Here is a 15693-nt window from a genome sequence, read left to right on the forward strand (position 1 = left end):
AAGACTTACTTAACGGTGTATTCTTTGCTTTGTATAGTGTGTGCGCTAAAATAACCTATAGCGCCTCCTTTAATGTTGGTGACTGGGTTAACAGGTGCCGCACTATCGCCGCCACCCTGGGCTCCGTTATCTACACTGAACCAGTATTTGTAAACAGGTTCGTCGATGGTTAAGAATTCTAATTTGATTTTATCTCCCTTTTTAAGTTTGGTTTCATCGGTAAACTCATAAGGGAAGATGGTTTGGTTCACCTGTTTGCCATCAGTAAATTCATCATTCGAAGCCATAATGGACTTGGTGTAAACGTTGTTTCTATATTCGATAAAACGATAGAAATTTTTTACCCCAATTGGGTCGGTATATTTCACGTGTGTGAATAGCCTAGGGCCATCAAATAAACTCAATTCGTATTGATAAACGTCTTCCAAAGGTACCACCGAAGGCATTACACAAGAGGAAGTGAACACTTCGGTACCCACCGTTATTTTTAACTTATAGGCTTGCGTTGGGGTTCCTTTTAAAGTAGCATGGGTATAAACACCTTTATTGGTGCTTTCGGTCATTCGGGTAATGTTCCCTTGTTGGTCTTCAATTTCTACTACCGCACCAGAAACACCTGCAAAATCGTTGGTACTTTTAAAACTTTTGGTTTTGCTGATGAGCACTTTTGCGCCATTGGCCTGATCGGTCAAATTGGCTTCGATCACATATTTTTCAGAAGCAGTATCTAAATTAAGTTCAATGACATCTTCGCATGAAGAAAGACAAACAACTATGGCAACTAGGGAAAAGATATATCTTAAGTTATTCATTTCAGGAGAGTTTAAAATTTGAAATTATAAGAAACGGAAGGCAAGAATTGGAACAAGGTGGTACGTACCACTTCTGTTCTTGACGGATCATTTTCTGCTTCGCGGAAATTAATCATGTAGGCATTCTTTCTGCCATAAGCGTTGTACAAACTGAAAGACAACTCTGAACTAAAGTTCTTTCTCTTTTTCAATTGAAGGTTGGCGCCCAAATCTAAACGGTGATAAGAAGGCATGCGATAAGTATTTCTATCGGTGTAATAAAAGAACACTTGACCATCCATGTTGTATTTTCCAGTGGGGAAGGTAATGGCATCGCCAGTATAATAAATCCACGAGGCCGACAAACTCCATCTTTTATTTAATTGATATGAACCTACCAAGGCGACTTCATGTGTACGATCCTGACGGGCATTGTACCATTTACCTCCGTTAATGCCGTCAATCTGTCTTTCGGTTTTAGAAAGTGTATAGCTTAACCAACCTGTAAAATCACCCTTTTTCTTTTTGAACAATACCTCTAAACCATAAGCCCTGCCAATACCATACAACAATTGTGTCTCGATATTATCGGAGTTGAAAGTCTCGGCACCGTCACGATAGTCAATTTGATTGTCCATCGTTTTGTAATAGCTTTCTACGTTCAATTCAAAAGCATTGTCAAATAAATTTCTGTAGTATCCTACGGCAAATTGGTCTGAAACTTCTGGTTTTACCATCAACGAACTTGGCAACCATTTGTCGCTTGGCCTACTCGAGGTAGAGTTAGAAATCATGTGCATGTTCTGCGCATTTCTAACATACGATGCTTTCACCGAACTTTGTGCATTCAATAGGTAGCTTAATGATAAACGAGGTTCTAAATTCAGGTAGGTTTTCACCACTTCGCCTTTTTTATAGTAAGTTGAATTTGTTACATTTCCATTAGGATCAACGGTCAAGAAATCCCCACCTCCCAAAACACTGAAACCTGTTAAACGAACACCAAAACCAATGTTAAGTTTTTCGGTTGCTTGCCAATCGCTTGAGGCAAACACGGCGTTTTCCAATGAAAATCTTTGCTGATAGTTTACAGGATTGTAACTCGATGGGCCTTCAGAACTAATTTCTCCTGGCGTTACTTTGTGATAAATGGAGTTAAACCCGAATTTCACCAAGTTCTTATCAGAGGCCTGCCAAAAGAAGTTATGCTTCAAAGCCCAGTCATTCAATTGCGAATAGATTTGAACATTATCGATTCCTGTGTTGATTTCGATTTTATTTTGATAACGAGTATAAGAGGCCGTGGTAGTTGAATTGAGTTTTGAGGAATAAAGGTGTTTCCATTGTGCACTGGCAATCGCATTTCCCCAGCTTAGTCCAAAGGTTTTAGCGATCCCCAATTTGTCGCTACCTAAATAACCACTGAAAGTCAACTTGTCATTTTCTCCCAATTGAAAATCAGCCCTACCATTTACGTCATAGAAATACATGGTGTTTTGATTAATGGTACTATCGGGCGACAGCTTCAATAAGGCATCTACATAAGTCCTTCTGGCAGAAACCAAGAAAGAAGATTTCTCTTTTTTGATCGGCCCTTCTAAGGTAAGCTTAGAGGAGATTAAGCCAATACCTCCCGAAGCGGAAAACTTCTCGGCATCACCTTGTCGCATTTTTATATCTAATACAGAAGATAAACGTCCACCATATTGTGAAGGCATCCCTGTTTTGTAAACGGTGATGTCTTCTACTGCATCAGGATTGAAGGTAGAGAAAAAGCCCAATAAGTGTGCGGCGTTGTAAACAGGCACATCGTCCATCAACACCAAGTTTTGGTCTGCCGAACCACCACGTACATAAATACCGGCACCACCTTCACCTGCCGATTTGATGCCTGGCAGTAATTGGATGGCTTTCATTACGTCACGCTCGCCAAAAATAAGCGGAATATTTTTGATGGCTTTCATGGTCAACCGTTCAGCACCCATTTGCGGGCTGGCCAGACTTCGGTCGTCTCTTGTCGTAGAGATCACAATTTCGTCGAGATTATTGGCACTGTCTTCTAAAGCAAAATCAACAGTATGGTTTTTATTCACCTTTAATGATTTACGGAGCGAATTCATTCCCACAGCACTGATCAAGAAAGTGTAACTTCCTGCTTTAAGTTCTACCTCATAATAGCCAAGGCTATCAGTCATGATGTTACGTTTTTCTTCTACTATTTGGATGGTAGCTGCCTCTATGGCTCCATCGGAAGATTTTACACGACCGGAAATTTTAAAAGTTTGTTGAGCAAAGGATAGGAAGGAGATAAAGAGGAGAGGGACGAGTAGTTTAAAAATTTTCGATGTCATTTATGTGTTGGGATTTGTTGTTAATTAATGGTTTTAATGATATGACAGCAAGAACTGCACATACCCCTATGCAATCATTAATTTTTTTCGCAAGTTAAATAGTTTGTCGGCACGTAAATCTTAATAAAACGTTAAATTTCATATTAAGACGCTCATCTTCCGTAATAGTTACTTCGCATTGAGAACGAAATAGACAATTAAATCTTACTTTTGTGCATTAATTTTTAAAAGTGGGAAAAGATAAATTAAGAAAGTTTGCTGAAATCAACACCTTTCCGAACGTATATCAGTTAGAAGCAGGAAAAGTTTTAAAAGGTAAATGGGCCAAAGATCATTTTAAAAACGACCAGCCCGTTGTAGTGGAATTGGCCTGTGGCAAAGGCGAATACGCCGTTAACCTTGCTAAGTTATTTCCTGAAAAAAACTTTATCGGAGTAGATTTAAAGGGGAATAGAATTTGGCGTGGCGCCAAAACTGGAGTAGAGGAAGGGATTAGCAACTTAGCTTTTCTGCGCATACAAATCGAGGATTTACTAGACTACTTTGGCGAAAAGGAAATTGATGAAATTTGGATCACTTTTGCGGATCCGCAGCCTCAAATCAGTAGAGAACGTAAGCGATTAACTTCTCCATTTTTCTTATCAAAGTACAAAGTATTGCTTCGCGATGGAGGTAAAATTAACCTTAAAACAGACAATGATGGCTTGTATGGTTACACCAAAGAAAAGGTAGCAGAACTGGAATTGATTACCCATAAAGACACTGATCACTTGTATCAATCTGATTTGGTAGATGAGGTACTTTCTATCAAAACGCATTACGAAAACATCTATTTAAAAAAAGACAAAAACATCAATTATATTCAGTTTTCTTTTAATTAGACATTTGTCATACCGAACCAGTTTCGGCATACAAATAAGATCTTGAGCTGTAGCGAAGCGGAAAGCCACAAAGCAAAATAAATTCAGGATGACGACAGGAGGAGAAGCAATGGATGCCAATTTTTATGAACAAGTTTACGAAGTAGTAAGATTAATTCCGAAGGGAAGAGTTACTTCTTATGGTGCCATTGCCAAAGCTTTAGGTGCAGCTAAATCATCAAGAATGGTAGGACATGCCATGGTCTATGCAGGTTCAGCAACTCCTAAAATTCCAGCACACAGGGTAGTAAACAGCAGCGGATTGTTAACGGGAAGATTTCATTTCTCGCCGCCAACATTGATGCAGGAATTCTTAGAAGAAGAAGGCATCACTGTAGTTAACGACAAGATTAAAAATTTCAAGCAGCTGTTTTGGGATCCTTTGCAGGAGTTGTAAGTCCGAAATTCAGCGGTTAGAAGTTTGATGATATTATTACATATTTAATCATTCAAAACTCAATCATTCAACATTATAAAAAATGGGAAAATTAGTAGAAGAATTTAATAACTATCGTACCAAAATGAACGATAGGGTAATGGAAACGGCCAATACCAATATCAAACGTTTCTTTGCGTTGGACACTACCTCTTATGCCGAGGGCGCTTTGAATGTAAAGACAAAGGAAATGCTAGGCTTGGTGGCTTCTATGGTGTTAAGGTGTGATGACTGCATTAAATACCATTTGGAAAAATGCTACAACGAAGGAGTGACTAACGACGAAATGAACGAAATTTTCATGATTGCCAATTTGGTTGGTGGTTCCATTGTTATTCCACACTATCGTAGAGCGGTGGAGTTTTGGGATGATTTGCAGCAATAATTTTCATTCTTTGCGTTCATTGGGAACATCTTATTTTTCTTTGCGATTAAGTTTTACCGCAAAGGTTATTGAAGTTTTCGCGAAGTGACGCAAAGGTTTTAGATTTATTTCAGCTCCCATATTTATAAATATTATTTATGAAAAAGCCAGTTGTTACCATAGAATATTGTCCAAAATGTGGTTGGATGTTGCGTTCAGCTTATTTTGCGCAGGAGCTCCTCACTACGTTTGCTGAAGAACTCAGCGGCGTAACCCTAAAACCTAGTGAAGCCAATGGCACTTTTCTCATTTCTGTTAACAACGATTTGATTTTTGATCGCAAAACCAAAGGACGATTTCCAGAGATTAAAGAGCTGAAGCAACTGGTTAGAGATATTGCTTGCCCTGAAAAATCTTTGGGGCATTCGGATAAGGCTTAGCTTACTTCACTGATTCGTTATAAGATTTCACCAAAGCAATCAACATTTTTTCATCAAAAACCTCGGTGGCTTTAATGCTTTCCGTTAGGCCCTCATCTCCCGTAAGTTTTTGAAGCAACAAGGCTTTAGTCGCAGCCGTTTTCGATCCGTCAGCAGCAATCTCTTGTATCGGACCCGTTCCTGGTTTCTCAATAAAATAAAAAACTTTAGCTTTTGGTGCCGCACCTGCAGGTTGCTCTGGCCCAGATCTACGTCCGCCCAAATTAATGCTGATGCCTCCGCCCAGTCCGCCACCAATACCTCCAGTGCCCATGCCTAATCCTACAGAAGGGCGAGCCTTTACTCTTGGCTGTGTGGTTGGCTCTTCTACTCCAGACGTACTTCCATAAGCATACAGATTAACCTTACCACCTTCTATCAGCTTAAAAAATTTAATGGTTGCTTTTTTACCGATGATAATGGGTTTGCTTTCATAAGTATCCCCATTCCACAAAAAGGATTTAATATCCTTGGCTTTGTATTCTTTAACCCCTTGCTCTTCTATCTGTATAAAAACAGATTCAAAGTTAGTTCCCTTGATTTCGCCCCTTACAAAATTACCTTCGCTAATAAGTACGGCATCTTGTGCCTCGGCACCTAATACCATCAAACAAAGGGTCACAATAAGCTTTAAAACTTTCATATTCAAATTAACGCAAAATAATGGAGTGTTGTTATCACGATAACATTTATTAACAATCGCAGTCTCGGAGTTAAATTTAACCGCAAAGAAAAAATAAAGGAATCGCGAAGAACGCAAAGATCGAGGATGTTCAATAATGAATTTAGTCTTTGCGTCACTTTGCGAAAACTTAAAAATTCCTTGAGGTAAACTTAGTCGCAAAAAAACGCAGCCCTCCTACTTCAAATACTCCCCCAGTTTTCCCGTATTTGTTTCTGGATTTATTTTGATATACTTTTTAAAATTGGCCTTCATTTGTTCAAAAGCATAATCCGATTCGTGTTCAATGTCTTTAGCCAAAGCATAATACTTGCTAAAAATGTAGCTTCTCATTAAATAACCAGCCAGCATTTTATCTGCCTCCTTATCTTCCAACAAAGGCTTCACCTTATCAGGATCTACCAATTTGTTCTGGTCAAAGTTTGCAGAAATATAACGCATCACTTCTCCTGCATGTAAAATAAGTTTCGAACCTTCCTCTGCTTGGTTAATTTCTTCTATTTGCTTTAAAATAGGTTCTATTTCTTCTTTAAGTAGTGCTGGTGTTAGTGCAATCATCCCCTTGGGCACATAATATTCATTGGATGTTTTGTAAGGATCTACATATAAAAAAACCGTATCACTACTTTCGGGATTGATCAAAACATATCGATCTACAATCCCGTTACCGCCTCCTTTAGTACTGCCTCTTTTCGAAAAATCTATCTTTTGCCCATTTGGCCAACGATAAGAATTGAACAGGCGAACAAAAGCTACATTTCTTAGTTGCGGGTTCATCAAATTAATAAAAGCACCGCTTTCCAAAGGCTGTTCCAAAGTTCCATACTTGGGCTTGACTTCGTTAATGAGGTTGTCAAATTGTAAAACAGCGAGCACTTTACGGTATTGTGCTTGGGAAAAGTTGGCGAAGAGTAATAAGCTGAGCAAAAGTAAAAAATGTTTCATAAAATCGTTTTAATCTATTGATGATCAAATCGTCGAAAATGCATAAGTGCTTAAAAAATAAATTATATACTTCAGCTATGCTCTTATTCTATAACTTTACAAGGTTAAGATTTCTATCAACTCAATATACAAAAAATGAGCAACAAAAAACTTTTCCTTTTAGATGGAATGGCACTTATTTACCGTGCACATTTTGCCCTTAGTAAAAACCCACGATTTACCTCTACAGGCATCAATACCTCGGCCGTAATGGGCTTTACCAATACGCTTTTAGAGGTGCTCAAAAAGGAAAGACCTAGCCATATTGCGGTTGTTTTTGACACAGAAGCGCCAACTGAGAGACATACTGAATTTGAGGCTTACAAGGCACATCGTGAAGCCATGCCAGAGGACCTTTCAAAAGCCATTCCGTATATTTTTAGATTGATAGAAGGCTTTAATATTCCTGTGATTACCAAAGATGGCTATGAAGCCGATGACATTATAGGCACCTTGGCCAAGGAGGGCGAAAAACAAGGCTTTCAGGTATATTGCATGACTCCTGACAAGGATTTCGCGCAATTGGTATCGGATAATATCTTCATTTATAAGCCTGCTCGTATGGGTAATGAAATGGAAATTTTAGGGGTAAAGGAAATCTTAGCCAAATGGGAAATTGAAAGGGTTGACCAAGTGATTGACATTCTAGGTTTATGGGGAGATGCCGTAGATAATATTCCAGGAATCCCAGGCATTGGTGAAAAAACAGCCAAAGCATTAATCAAGCAATATGGTAGCATGGAAAACATTTTTGCCCATAGCCACGAGTTGAAGGGAAAACAGAAAGAGAATATCGAAACGCATGTGGAGCAGGGATTAATCTCCAAAAAACTAGCCACCATTATTTTAAATGTTCCCATAGAATTTAACGAGCAGCAACTACTGCTTGAAGAACCTAGCAAGGAATTGTTAGAACCTCTTTTTGCCGAGCTGGAGTTTAGAACCATTGGCAAGCGTGTATTTGGCGAAAGCTTTACCGTAAACGAGGGTAAAAACACTGTACAACAAGATTTATTTGGCAATGCGGTAGCCGTGCCTCCTACAAAGGAAATAGAGAACCAACCTTCTTTATTTGACACGCCTATTGATGCCAAAAATATTGAAAACACACCACATGATTACCAATTGATAGATACTGTGGAGAAAAGAAAAGAACTGGTTAACCTGTTACTACAACAAAAAAGGATTTCTTTTGATACAGAGACTACAGGTATAGATGCCAACTTGGTAGATTTGGTAGGTTTATCTTTTTCGATAGAGGCAGGAAAAGGCTACTATATTCCTACGCCACAAAACAAAGAAGAGACGCTAGCTATTTTAGAAGATTTTAGACCTGTTTTTGAAAACGAGCACATCACCAAAATAGGCCAGAACATTAAGTATGATTTGTTGGTTTTGAAATGGTATGGCTTTGAACTTAAAGGCGAATTGTTCGACACCATGCTGGCGCATTACCTTATCGATCCAGACACCAGACATAACATGGACGTACTGTCTGAAAACTATTTGGGCTATACCCCTATTTCCATTACCTCTTTAATTGGAGCCAAGGGAAAAGGCCAGTTGAACATGAAAGACGTTCCAGTGGAAAAGGTGGTAGATTACGCTGCTGAAGATGCCGACGTAACTTTGCAATTGGCCAATGTGTTTGGGCCAATGCTACAAGAAAGAAATGCACAAAAATTAGCTTCGGAAATAGAAAACCCATTGATTTTTGTACTGGCTGACATGGAAAAAGAAGGCGTTAGAATCGACATCGATACTTTAGCCACTTATTCAGCGCAGCTACAGGAAGAAATAGCAAAGGCCGAACTGAACGTGTACGATAAAGCGGGACTTAAGTTTAACCTTGCTTCTCCTAAACAATTGGGCGAAGTGCTTTTTGATCATTTAAAACTTGACCCAAAAGCCAAGAAAACCAAAACGGGACAGTACCAAACAGGGGAAGACGTATTAACGGCTTTAGCTAGCAAAAGTGATATCGTACAAGACATCTTGGATTTCCGCCAAATGCAAAAACTCAAATCAACTTATGTGGATGCTTTGCCTTTATTGGTTAACCCTCGTACTGGGCGGGTTCACACCAGCTACAATCAAGCGGTAGCGGCAACGGGACGTTTGAGTTCCAATAATCCAAACCTACAGAATATTCCTATTAAAACTGACAGGGGAAGAGAAGTGCGTAAAGCCTTTATTCCTAGAGACGAAAACCATATTTTACTTTCTGCGGATTACTCTCAAATTGAATTGAGGATTATTGCTGAAATCAGTAAAGAACAGAACATGTTGGATGCTTTTTTAAATGGCATCGATATCCATACGGCTACGGCTGCAAAAGTATATGGCATTGAGGTGGCTGACGTAACTTCTACCCAACGTAGAAACGCTAAAGCGGTGAACTTCGGCATCATTTACGGACAATCGGCTTTTGGCTTATCGCAAAACCTGAACATTCCACGTAAGGAAGCAGCAGAAATTATCGATCAGTATTTCATCCAATATCCAGGCATTAAAAACTACATGAACGACACGATGAACTTTGCTCGTGAAAATGGCTACGTAGAAACCATCATGGGGCGTCGTAGGTATTTAAGGGATATTAACTCGGCCAACATGACCGTTAGAGGCTACGCAGAGCGAAATGCCATTAATGCGCCCATACAAGGCTCTGCAGCAGACATGATTAAAATTGCCATGATCAATATCCATAAAGATATGACGGCACAAAACCTACAATCAAAAATGACCATGCAGGTACATGATGAGTTGGTGTTTGATGTGATTAAAGGCGAACAGGAACAAGTGAAAGAGATCATTACCCATAGAATGAAAACCGCCATTAAAACTGAAGTGCCTATTGAAATTGAAATTGGCGAAGGATTGAACTGGCTGGAGGCACATTAGTCAATCGTCATTACGAGGTACGACAGAGCCCAAACCAAAACCAAAAAAAACAACCAACGAAAAAACAAAAAAACCGAAATATGAAATTACTAACGCTTATCCTTTTTTTAGCCATCGCCAAAATTGGCTTTGCTCAGCAGGACACCACCCTGATTTACAACAGCCCGATGTACACCAAAGATCCCATCCGCTCAAAATGGAGACCTGTGGTAAAACATGTTGGCCAATTTTATCAGGTTACTTTTTATGATAGAAAAGACGTGATGCAAGAAGTCATCAGTTTTGAAGATAAAGATTTAACCGTTAGAAAAGGACCATTTACCAGCTATTCAAAAGGAAAGCTTAGGGAAAAGGGCGATTACGATAAAGGCCACAAGCATGGAGAGTGGACCACTTACAACAGTACTGAACAGATTAGCAAGTTAGAAAATTATGTTCATGGCAAACTAGACGGCAAGTATGTAAAATATTGGAATGGAAATAAAGAAGAGGGGAATTACATTAATGATAAAAAGACTGGAAATTGGATGTTCACTTACAAAGATGGCAAACCCGCTGGAACGGAAATGTACGACGACACTGGTAAAAAAATAGAAGGTAAATATTACGATAAAGAAGGAAACACGACAAAATATGAAGATCTATTTGCACCTCCTAGCTACGAAGGAGGACTGAAGGAGTTTTACAAATACTTATCTGCTGAAATAAAATATCCTGCACAATCTCTGAAGCAAAGAATACAAGGGACAGTTAAGCTTAGCTTTACAGTTAAAAAGAATGGGGATATCGAAAATGTGGAGGTTTTATCAGCACCTAATAATGAGTTGGCAACTGAAGCGATAAGAGTTTTAGAAATGGCGCCTGATTGGACCGCCGGAAAGATGTTTGGCGAAGTGGTAGAGACCAGATATAATGTGCCGATTAAGTTTTCTTTGAGAAAATAATAATCTGTAAATTAGATCGTTATTAAACCACAAAATCAAATAGTAAACCATGAAAAAAATCTTCACCTTAGTTGCTGTGGCCTTATTTGGCTTGAGCACCTCGTTTGCACAAACTGCTACAACCGTTAAACAAGCACCTAAAAAAGCGGCCACTACCGTTAAAACCGAAGCGAAGAAAGCGACTACAACCGCTAAGACCGAGGCTAAAAAAGCGGAGAAAAAAGCAGCAACCACTGGTGCCAAATTAAAAGCCGACGGCACACCAGACATGCGCTACAAAGAAAACAAAGAGGCCAAAGTGGTTACGGCAGGACCTAAGAAAAAAGACGGCACCGCCGACATGAGGTACAAAGCCAACAAAGAAGCCGCTAAAAAGAAAAACTAGCATTAGTTAAGACTTACGAAGCTTCAACAACTTCGTAAGTCTAAATATATCCTCTATAACGCCAAGGTTTCTCCAATAGCTGGCAACAACAATGTTTTCTGAGCTCTCTTAAAACTTTCCACTGCAAAATTCTTATCGATACTAATTACAGGGAACGAATCGTAGTGTACGCCAATTACTTTATCGCAATTCACGTACTCGGCAGCAATTACCGCATCATCTGGGTCCATGGTGTAATTACCACCAATTGGCAAAATAGCATACTCTAATTGGTACAGTTCTGCTAGCAACTTCATATCCAGTGTTAAGCCTGTATCGCCAGCAAAATAAATCTGCATTCCATCTACATCCAACACAAAGCCAGCAGGATTTCCACCATAAGAACCATCTGGCAGGCTGCTTGAATGTGTAGCCGATACCATGCGTACGGTTCCAAAATCAAACTTGAATTTACCAATGTTCATGTCGTGGATGTTAGTTACGCCCTGCTTTTGCAACCAGCCCGCAATTTCGGGCATACAAATTACTTTGGCATTGGTTCTTTTGGCAATATCCACCAAATCAGCCACGTGGTCGCCATGACCATGACTAACCAAAATATAATCGGCAGCAATTTCTTCTACCTTAATATGCTTCGCCAGTGGATTACCACTAATGAAAGGGTCAAACAGTAGTTTTGCCGACGAGGTTTCTAGCAAGAAGCAAGATTGTCCGTAATATGTGTACTTCATAATTTATTGATTATTGTCCGAATAGACCTCCAAAACCACCTAACATTTCTTTCGTAGCCGCTTGCATCTCTGCAGCACTTACCTGATCTGCTTGTGCCAAAGCTTTGTTTACCGCAGCTTGTAAAAGCTCTTCCAACTCTTCTTTATCCGCCTGCTCGTAAAATTCGTCGCTAATGCTAATGCCAGTAATTGCTTTGTTAGCCGTAGCGGTCACCTTAATCGCACCACCCTCTACTTCTCCAAATACCGAAATACCATCTAATCTCTTCTTTATTTCCTCGGCCTTGCCTTGTGCGGCCATTAATTTATCAAACATGTGCTTTTATTTTTTGAAGTTTAAAATTAGCAAAAAACCTATAAGTTAAACTGTAACGCTTGTGATAAGGTTTTAATTTTTTATCTTTTTGAACGATGGATTTTAACCACCTTAGGCACCTAAGAGCATTTTAGTTTTTTTGCAAGAGCTTAGATGAACTAAGGTGTCTTAGGTGGTTTATTTAATATTTTGACCAAATCTCAATTACTCACCCTATTAATACCCGTAATCTGTAACTCAACCCTCCTGTCGTACTTCTCACCCTTACCTAAAGGATAGTTGGCCATCATTCCTTTGTAGGCAAGTCGTTTAGGGTCAACGCCTTTATAAATCAAGTAATCGTAGATGATTTTTGCCCTTGCCTGTGATAGGTTGTACTCGCCAGTTTCGAAATCCTTTACATCTCTATTTGGCGGGTTACAGCAAATATGTCCGAGGATGGCAATGCTATATTGTGGTTTCTCTTTAATGGTTTTGGTGATTTTTTCCAGTACGGGAATAGATTCCTCCAAAAGCACAGATCTACTGTTTTCGAAAAGAATGTTCTCTAGCACAATTTTATCTCCAACTTTTAAGGTATCCGACAAGATAGAATTATCTACTACCAAATTACGTTTGGCGTAACTGATGACCACATCTACCCGCCTGTTATAAGTACGCTGCTGTAAAACATTACTGCGCCGCGAAAGGTCGACTTTTCCGTGCCCTGTTAAAAGCCTAATCTTTTCTGTAGCAATCCCTTTAACTAAAAGTAGCTCCTTTAAATGATTAGCCCTTTTAATGGACAGCGTATCATTATAGCCAACTCGGCCTCTATCATCACAATAGCCCAAAATAGCGATGGAAAGAATATCCCTAACGTCAATCTCGCTGATAAACTGGGAAAAACTCTCGGCTTGTTTATCATCTAAAACGCTTAAATCCGTTTTAAAGAAAAAGCTAGTGGTCTTTGTTTTCTGTGTAAAGGCGTTACCTGTCAGAATAAAGAGTAAAAATAGGATCAATATGAATCCTTTGTTTTGCATAGACGTTTAACATTTGGCCATATAAAGATAGAAAAACTTCGTTCTTTACAAAATAACCTTTTCGATGTTCAACGCCACTAATCTACTCTTATTTAGCCCTTTGGTATTGCGAAGGCCATTGCACATCATCCCCTAATTCTTTTGCGCCTCGCAAAGGAAAGTATGGATCTCTGAGTAGTTCTCTAGCCATAAAAATCAAATCTGCTTTGCCTTCTTTTAAAATGGCTTCGCTTTGCGCTGAGCTGGTAATGAGGCCCACGGCTCCAGTAACGATGCCAGTTTCTTTCTTAATCGCTTCGGCAAAACGCACCTGATAGCCAAGTTCAACGGGGATTTGCTGATCTCTCGATAAACCTCCCGTAGAAGTATCAACCACATCAACGCCGCGTTCCTTTAATATTTTAGCCAATTGTACTGAATCGTCTTCATTCCAGCCTCCAGAAACCCAGTCGGTAGCAGATATACGTACAAACAAAGGCATTTCTGCTGGCCAAACTTCCTGAACAGCCGTTACTACTTCCAGCAATAGGCGAATTCTATTTTCAAAGCTTCCGCCATAATCGTCTGTACGTTGGTTACTTAGGGGCGATAGAAATTGGTGCAATAAATAACCATGGGCCGCATGGATCTCCACCACATCAAAACCTACTTGCAATGCGCGCAACGTTGCAGCCTTGAAATCAGATTTCACCTTTTCAATGCCTTTCAAATCTAGTGCAATGGGCATTTTATCCTTTGGATTAAATTGGATGGCACTTGGTGCCACCGTATCCCAGCCACCATTTTCTTTACTAACCTGTGTAGGACTTTCCCAAGGCACATCAAAACTTGCCTTACGACCAGCATGCGCCAATTGCACACCAATCGCTGCACCATTAGCATGTACAAAATCTACAATTTCTTTTAATTTTTCCTGATGCTCATCTTTCCAGATGCCCAAATCAACAATAGAGATTCGGCCTTCGGCAGAAACCGCTGTGGCTTCAGTAATGATTAATCCTGCACCACCAACCGCTCTACTGCCCAGATGCACTAAATGCCAGTTGTTGGCAAAGCCATCTACAGAGGAGTATTGACACATTGGAGAAACCACGATACGGTTTTTGAGCGTTAGGTTTTTGATTTTTATGGAAGAAAATAAGATTGACATACACTTGCTTTTAGATGCAATTTAACAAGATTAGCTCCAATTGCTAAGCCTTGAAAAAGTTGTGAGGCTTGGGTGACAAAATTTCGGCGATAGACAAGGGGCTTTTGTCGATACCCTTAGCAACGTTCGTGGATAACCGCTTATGTTTGGTTTATAAACAAGCACTTCTTAAATTCCTTAATAGTTTGGCGGGCAATGTGGATGCATTGACCCGCTTTTTTATTAAAGAAGGGCATTTTATGAAGATGATACCCGCAAAAGAAGGAAAAACACGTCCTAATCACCTTCTTTGCAGACTGGAAAAATTATTTTGCTGACTAGAAAAACTTCTTTGTAGGTCGGAAAAGTTTCTTTGCTGGCCAGAAAAGTTCTTTTGCAGATCGGAAAAACTATTTCGCAGACCAGAAAAACTTCTTTGCAGGTCGGAAAAATTTCTTTGCTGGCCAGAAAAATTGTTTTGCAGGTCGGAAAAACTATTTCGCAGACCAGAAAAACTTCTTTGCAGGTCGGAAAAGTTTCTTTGCTGGCCAGAAAAGTTCTTTTGCAGATCGGAAAACTTGCGGTGCTGTATAGAAATCCTCGGAAGCGAGCCCGCACGCCATCGCCTCAATGTTATAAAACCATAGCTTTAACAGCAGTAGAATAGTTGCCGATCAAAACCGTATCAGAGTTTATCAACAGGCATATATCCCAACACCACTTCATCTATCGGCAAATCTTCTGCTTTAGTAAACTGGATCGCATACTGCTGTTTCATTGCTAAAGGTAGTACTTCCTCGATATCAAAAACATCATCCACATCTACGCCGTATTTATCATCAATATGGGGGCTAAAATATTGCTTAAAAAAGGGGCTACTTTTAGCATTAGCGGTGGCCGTTGCCTTATCTTTTGCTACCATTAGCATTTTATAGTGTATTTCTTCGAATACGTTGCTTTGATATCCTCCTAAATTCAAAAAAAACAGTTTTTGATTTGCTACGCTCTGCACCGCTTTCTCTACCACGTCCACTTGGTAACCGTCTACATGGTTCACTATACGGTAAGCATCTAAATGAATTTTTCCATTTGCTTCAGGCCAAAACTGTTTTATAACAGGCACCAATTCTTTAAGTTCAGTTGCTATCGCGAAAAAGATATCGTGCTGCTCGGTATGTCTGCCTTGGGGTTTACAGCCCAATAAAAGCATAAAAAGTTTTGGTGTGGTCATGAAATTTGTTTTGTAGGTGCT

At 39.6% G+C, this 15693-nt stretch carries 17 protein-coding genes; 8 read left to right on the plus strand and 9 right to left on the minus strand.

Translation table 11 applies throughout. The features are described from left to right. Positions 1–5: 5 nt before the first annotated feature. Positions 6–812 carry a DUF4249 domain-containing protein gene (locus DUT70_RS11290; RefSeq protein ID WP_113647438.1) on the minus strand — a complete coding sequence of 269 codons (807 nt, stop codon included), beginning with the start codon at positions 810–812 and terminating at the stop codon, positions 6–8. Between the two features lie 11 nt (positions 813–823). Next, the gene (locus tag DUT70_RS11295) at positions 824–3142 is read right to left on the minus strand and encodes a TonB-dependent receptor (RefSeq protein ID WP_113647439.1); all 2319 of its coding nucleotides are present in this window, start codon (positions 3140–3142) and stop codon (positions 824–826) included. A 230-nt stretch (positions 3143–3372) separates the two neighbouring features. Between DUT70_RS11295 and trmB the strand changes: the two genes are divergently transcribed. The 4 genes from trmB to DUT70_RS11315 all read left to right on the plus strand — a co-directional run bounded on the left by trmB (position 3373) and on the right by DUT70_RS11315 (position 5302). Then, the gene (trmB, locus tag DUT70_RS11300) at positions 3373–4023 is read left to right on the plus strand and encodes a tRNA (guanosine(46)-N7)-methyltransferase TrmB (protein WP_113647440.1); all 651 of its coding nucleotides are present in this window, start codon (positions 3373–3375) and stop codon (positions 4021–4023) included. Between the two features lie 88 nt (positions 4024–4111). Beyond that, positions 4112–4459 (plus strand): MGMT family protein, encoded by a 348-nt coding sequence (locus DUT70_RS11305; RefSeq protein ID WP_394342351.1) that lies wholly within the window; start codon positions 4112–4114, stop codon positions 4457–4459. A gap of 82 nt (positions 4460–4541) precedes the next feature. Further along, positions 4542–4883, plus strand: a complete 342-nt coding sequence (locus DUT70_RS11310; protein WP_113647441.1) for a carboxymuconolactone decarboxylase family protein — start codon at positions 4542–4544, stop codon at positions 4881–4883. Between the two features lie 137 nt (positions 4884–5020). Continuing rightward, a complete protein-coding gene (locus tag DUT70_RS11315; protein ID WP_113647442.1) occupies positions 5021–5302 on the plus strand; it encodes a SelT/SelW/SelH family protein in 282 nt (93 codons plus the stop codon). A gap of 1 nt (position 5303) precedes the next feature. On the opposite strand, the gene DUT70_RS11320 is transcribed toward DUT70_RS11315, so the two are convergent. Then, entirely contained in the window at positions 5304–5984 is a 681-nt protein-coding gene (locus tag DUT70_RS11320) for a hypothetical protein (protein ID WP_113647443.1), read from the minus strand. A gap of 216 nt (positions 5985–6200) precedes the next feature. After that, positions 6201–6968, minus strand: a complete 768-nt coding sequence (locus DUT70_RS11325) for a hypothetical protein (protein WP_113647444.1) — start codon at positions 6966–6968, stop codon at positions 6201–6203. A 135-nt stretch (positions 6969–7103) separates the two neighbouring features. Between DUT70_RS11325 and polA the strand changes: the two genes are divergently transcribed. From polA to DUT70_RS11340, 3 genes are all read left to right on the plus strand, one after another. Next, positions 7104–9911: a DNA polymerase I gene (gene polA / locus DUT70_RS11330; RefSeq protein WP_113647445.1), complete on the plus strand. Its 2808-nt coding sequence runs from the start codon at positions 7104–7106 to the stop codon at positions 9909–9911. An 80-nt stretch (positions 9912–9991) separates the two neighbouring features. Then, positions 9992–10855 (plus strand): energy transducer TonB, encoded by an 864-nt coding sequence (locus DUT70_RS11335; RefSeq protein WP_113647446.1) that lies wholly within the window; start codon positions 9992–9994, stop codon positions 10853–10855. 49 nt (positions 10856–10904) lie between these two features. After that, positions 10905–11240 (plus strand): hypothetical protein, encoded by a 336-nt coding sequence (locus tag DUT70_RS11340; RefSeq protein WP_113647447.1) that lies wholly within the window; start codon positions 10905–10907, stop codon positions 11238–11240. A gap of 53 nt (positions 11241–11293) precedes the next feature. Here DUT70_RS11340 and DUT70_RS11345 read toward each other — a convergent pair whose 3' ends face one another. The 4 genes from DUT70_RS11345 to namA form a co-directional block, all read right to left on the minus strand. Then, entirely contained in the window at positions 11294–11971 is a 678-nt protein-coding gene (locus DUT70_RS11345) for a metal-dependent hydrolase (protein WP_113647448.1), read from the minus strand. A gap of 10 nt (positions 11972–11981) precedes the next feature. After that, complete coding sequence (locus DUT70_RS11350) at positions 11982–12287, minus strand: YbaB/EbfC family nucleoid-associated protein (protein WP_113647449.1); 306 nt, start codon at positions 12285–12287, stop codon at positions 11982–11984. Positions 12288–12487: 200 nt separating this feature from the next. Then, positions 12488–13312 (minus strand): OmpA family protein, encoded by an 825-nt coding sequence (locus DUT70_RS11355; protein WP_113647450.1) that lies wholly within the window; start codon positions 13310–13312, stop codon positions 12488–12490. A gap of 88 nt (positions 13313–13400) precedes the next feature. Next, entirely contained in the window at positions 13401–14462 is a 1062-nt protein-coding gene (namA, locus tag DUT70_RS11360; protein WP_113647451.1) for an NADPH dehydrogenase NamA, read from the minus strand. A gap of 352 nt (positions 14463–14814) precedes the next feature. On the opposite strand from namA, the gene DUT70_RS11370 reads away from it, so the two are divergent. After that, positions 14815–15108, plus strand: a complete 294-nt coding sequence (locus DUT70_RS11370; RefSeq protein ID WP_113647453.1) for a hypothetical protein — start codon at positions 14815–14817, stop codon at positions 15106–15108. Between the two features lie 18 nt (positions 15109–15126). Here the strand turns inward: DUT70_RS11370 and DUT70_RS11375 are convergent, their stop codons facing one another. Then, a complete protein-coding gene (locus DUT70_RS11375; RefSeq protein ID WP_113647454.1) occupies positions 15127–15672 on the minus strand; it encodes a DUF1543 domain-containing protein in 546 nt (181 codons plus the stop codon). Between the last annotated feature and the right edge of the window lie 21 nt (positions 15673–15693).

Origin of the sequence: Pedobacter chitinilyticus (assembly GCF_003313385.1) — a bacterium.
Taxonomy (GTDB): Bacteria; Bacteroidota; Bacteroidia; order Sphingobacteriales; family Sphingobacteriaceae; genus Pedobacter; species Pedobacter chitinilyticus.

What these genes read in the sequence shown, in the direction of transcription:
- DUT70_RS11290 (WP_113647438.1), bottom strand. Translation starts at nt 812, where the DNA reads ATGAATAACTTAAGATATATCTTTTCCCTAGTTGCCATAGTTGTTTGT.
- DUT70_RS11295 (WP_113647439.1), bottom strand. Translation starts at nt 3,142, where the DNA reads ATGACATCGAAAATTTTTAAACTACTCGTCCCTCTCCTCTTTATCTCC.
- DUT70_RS11305 (WP_394342351.1), top strand. Translation starts at nt 4,112, where the DNA reads ATGACGACAGGAGGAGAAGCAATGGATGCCAATTTTTATGAACAAGTT.
- DUT70_RS11310 (WP_113647441.1), top strand. Translation starts at nt 4,542, where the DNA reads ATGGGAAAATTAGTAGAAGAATTTAATAACTATCGTACCAAAATGAAC.
- DUT70_RS11315 (WP_113647442.1), top strand. Translation starts at nt 5,021, where the DNA reads ATGAAAAAGCCAGTTGTTACCATAGAATATTGTCCAAAATGTGGTTGG.
- DUT70_RS11320 (WP_113647443.1), bottom strand. Translation starts at nt 5,984, where the DNA reads ATGAAAGTTTTAAAGCTTATTGTGACCCTTTGTTTGATGGTATTAGGT.
- DUT70_RS11325 (WP_113647444.1), bottom strand. Translation starts at nt 6,968, where the DNA reads ATGAAACATTTTTTACTTTTGCTCAGCTTATTACTCTTCGCCAACTTT.
- polA (WP_113647445.1), top strand. Translation starts at nt 7,104, where the DNA reads ATGAGCAACAAAAAACTTTTCCTTTTAGATGGAATGGCACTTATTTAC.
- DUT70_RS11335 (WP_113647446.1), top strand. Translation starts at nt 9,992, where the DNA reads ATGAAATTACTAACGCTTATCCTTTTTTTAGCCATCGCCAAAATTGGC.
- DUT70_RS11340 (WP_113647447.1), top strand. Translation starts at nt 10,905, where the DNA reads ATGAAAAAAATCTTCACCTTAGTTGCTGTGGCCTTATTTGGCTTGAGC.
- DUT70_RS11345 (WP_113647448.1), bottom strand. Translation starts at nt 11,971, where the DNA reads ATGAAGTACACATATTACGGACAATCTTGCTTCTTGCTAGAAACCTCG.
- DUT70_RS11350 (WP_113647449.1), bottom strand. Translation starts at nt 12,287, where the DNA reads ATGTTTGATAAATTAATGGCCGCACAAGGCAAGGCCGAGGAAATAAAG.
- DUT70_RS11355 (WP_113647450.1), bottom strand. Translation starts at nt 13,312, where the DNA reads ATGCAAAACAAAGGATTCATATTGATCCTATTTTTACTCTTTATTCTG.
- namA (WP_113647451.1), bottom strand. Translation starts at nt 14,462, where the DNA reads ATGTCAATCTTATTTTCTTCCATAAAAATCAAAAACCTAACGCTCAAA.
- DUT70_RS11375 (WP_113647454.1), bottom strand. Translation starts at nt 15,672, where the DNA reads ATGACCACACCAAAACTTTTTATGCTTTTATTGGGCTGTAAACCCCAA.